At 46.3% G+C, this 2576-nt stretch carries 3 protein-coding genes; all 3 read right to left on the bottom strand.

Translation table 11 applies throughout. From position 1 onward, the window contains the following. Positions 1 to 31: 31 nt before the first annotated feature. The 3 genes from FTU12_RS16235 to FTU12_RS16245 all read right to left on the bottom strand — a co-directional run bounded on the left by FTU12_RS16235 (position 32) and on the right by FTU12_RS16245 (position 2489). Positions 32 to 1699 carry an IS66 family transposase gene (locus tag FTU12_RS16235; RefSeq protein ID WP_180009710.1) on the bottom strand — a complete coding sequence of 556 codons (1668 nt, stop codon included), beginning with the start codon at positions 1697 to 1699 and terminating at the stop codon, positions 32 to 34. A gap of 74 nt (positions 1700 to 1773) precedes the next feature. After that, a complete protein-coding gene (gene tnpB, locus FTU12_RS16240; protein ID WP_004828548.1) occupies positions 1774 to 2109 on the bottom strand; it encodes an IS66 family insertion sequence element accessory protein TnpB in 336 nt (111 codons plus the stop codon). Then, the gene (locus tag FTU12_RS16245; RefSeq protein ID WP_004828545.1) at positions 2106 to 2489 is read right to left on the bottom strand and encodes a transposase; all 384 of its coding nucleotides are present in this window, start codon (positions 2487 to 2489) and stop codon (positions 2106 to 2108) included. Before FTU12_RS16245 ends, tnpB begins: the two co-directional genes overlap by 4 nt. Positions 2490 to 2576: the final 87 nt, after the last annotated feature.

Below are 2576 nucleotides of genomic sequence, written 5' to 3' on the forward strand. Positions count from 1 at the left end.
GTAAGCGTCCGCTGAACCCCATGCCTATTTTTTAATTTGAGTTGGATTTCCAGCGATGTGGCAGTAATTCTTCAATCTGAGTCACTTTATGTGTCGGCAACCTTTTCAGCACATCACTTAAATAGGCATAGGGATCCAGCCCATTCAGCTTTGCTGACTGGATTAATGTCATAATATTGGCTGCTCGCTGACCGCTGCGCAGCGAACCTGCAAATAACCAGTTCTTACGTCCCAACGCCCAGGGGCGCATCTGGTTTTCCACCCAGTTATTGCAAATCGGTAGATTGCCATCATCCAGATAGCGGCTTAAGGCTGGCCAACGCTTCAGAGTGTAATTGATGGCCTTGGCGGTAGGAGAACTCGATGGCACTGTCAGATGATGTTGGTTGAGCCATTCATATAGTTGTTGCATCACTGGTTGACTATGCTGTTGTCGGTATTCGCGGCGGTCTTCCGCTGTACCATCGGTCTTTTTCCTGAGTTCTGCTTCTATCGCATACAGTTTCTGAATCAGCACTAAGGCCTGTTCAGCGACCTGACTTTTCCCAGTTACATGCAGTTCATGGAATTTACGACGTGCATGGGCCATGCAGCCCACCTCTATGACCTGGCCTGATTTAAAGCGTGCTTTATAACCACTGTAATCATCACAGACTAGATAGCCCTGCCAGCCTTTCAAGAACTCTGCAGCATGCTGGCCTGAACGACTATCCTGAAAGTCATAGATCACCGCCTGAACTGGATTGTACTGTGTGGTGGCATAGGCCCAGACATAACCTTTCTTCGGTTTTTTATCATTCTCACCCATCCGCATGATGGTGACTGGTGTTTCATCTGCATGCAGCACCTGCTGTTGTAGTACCACCTCTTTTAAGGCATTGGCCAGAGGTTCCAGTTCCACACCGCAGCGACCTATCCAGTCAGATAAAGTTGATCTAGAAAGTTCGATTCCCGCCCGCTGATAGATCAGACGTTGACGGTACAGCGGCAAATGATCGGCATACTTCGATACCAGCACATGGCTGAGCAATTCAGGTGAAGCAATGCCTTTATCAATCACATAGGCGGGCATCGCTTGCTGAGTCAGAGTGTCACACTGATCACAGACCCATTTACCACGCACATGCTGTTCCTTATAGAACTGTGCCGGTCTGAAATGCAGTTTTTCACTGATATCTTCGCCGATACGACGTAACTGGCAGCCACAACTGCATTGGGTTGATGCAGGTTCATGCTCAATACGGATGGTGTGTAGATGATCTGGCAGCAGTCGACGTTTAGGTTTGTTGACTGTGGCTTTCTGTGTCGCTGCATGGGTTTTATCTGCATTTAATCGTTCTAATTCCAGATCAACGGCTGCGATATCTTCTTCGACCGCCTCATCCCACAGATGGATTTGTTTTGCGGTGAGATGTTCGTTTTTACTGCCGAATTTATGCTGTTTAAACAGCGCCAGTTCATGCTCGTATTTTTGATTGAGAATAGAAAGATGCTGAACTTTAGAATCTAATTGCTGATTGGTGACTTCAAGATGTTGAACTTTGGCATCTAATTGTTGATTTGATACTTCCAGATGTTGAACTTGAGCATCTAATTGTTGTTTATCTTCTGCGAGTTGTTGATGCTGCATCGCCAACTGCCGGGTGAATTCCAGCAGTTGTTCATGGGTCAGTTGGCTTAAATCTGGCAGCGTATTCATGACCGCAGTATGCCTGAGGTCATGAGAAGAATGAAATAGAACGTTTGGAGGATGGCAGAATAGCCGAGCTTGGTTTAGAGCATCGTGACCACCTGCTGTCGTCCAATGCGCTGCCAAGGCAAACCCTGGATTAATGCCTGTAACTGTTCCGGGTTGAGAGCTACGCTTTCACCCTGGTGAACTTTAGCCCAGTGGAATTTTCCCTGTTCCAAACGCCGGGCACACAGCCAGATGCCCAGTCCATCATGTACCAGCACTTTCATGCGATGGCCACGTTTATTACAGAACAGGTAAGCACAATGCGGTTTAATGTAGCCAAAGGCTCTCACCACCTGAGCCATGACAGTATCCATCCCTGCTCGCATATCCAGAGGTTGGGTAGAAAGCCAGATTTCATCGATACGGATCATGTTGCCAGCACCTTGAGTAATTCTGCCAAGGCAGGTATTTCTGATACTTGCCATTTCAAGCCAATTTCTGCTTTTGAGTGGGGTAAAGTAATTTGAACTTTTAACATGTCAGTAGGAGTAGGATCTAATGGTGCAGAGCAAGATAAGGCAATAAATGCAGGTTTATTCGGTAGTGGTGAGCGATCACTCCCTGGCTTAGCATCAATTAAGCGAATCCATTTGGATACAAGATTTGTATTCAATCCATGTTGCAAAGCGACTGAAGCAATTGAAACGTCCGGTGCTTTACAAGCCTGAACGATCTGCTGTTTAAATTCAGCACTGTATGTTCTTCGTTTTTTCGCAAGAGATGCGATGGATGTCTGATGATTTGTAGTCATAAATTTAAGTCCCCACTTGTTTCTAAGTGGGGACTAAATTAAGGCTTATAGGATGAATTCAGAAGGTGTGTTCAGCGGACGCTTACT

The organism is Acinetobacter sp. YH12063 (assembly GCF_013419715.1).
GTDB lineage: Bacteria > Pseudomonadota > Gammaproteobacteria > Pseudomonadales > Moraxellaceae > Acinetobacter > Acinetobacter amyesii.

Coding starts and splice junctions, on each gene's coding strand:
- tnpB (WP_004828548.1), bottom strand. CDS start 2,109: ATGATCCGTATCGATGAAATCTGGCTTTCTACCCAACCTCTGGATATG.
- FTU12_RS16235 (WP_180009710.1), bottom strand. CDS start 1,699: ATGAATACGCTGCCAGATTTAAGCCAACTGACCCATGAACAACTGCTG.
- FTU12_RS16245 (WP_004828545.1), bottom strand. CDS start 2,489: ATGACTACAAATCATCAGACATCCATCGCATCTCTTGCGAAAAAACGA.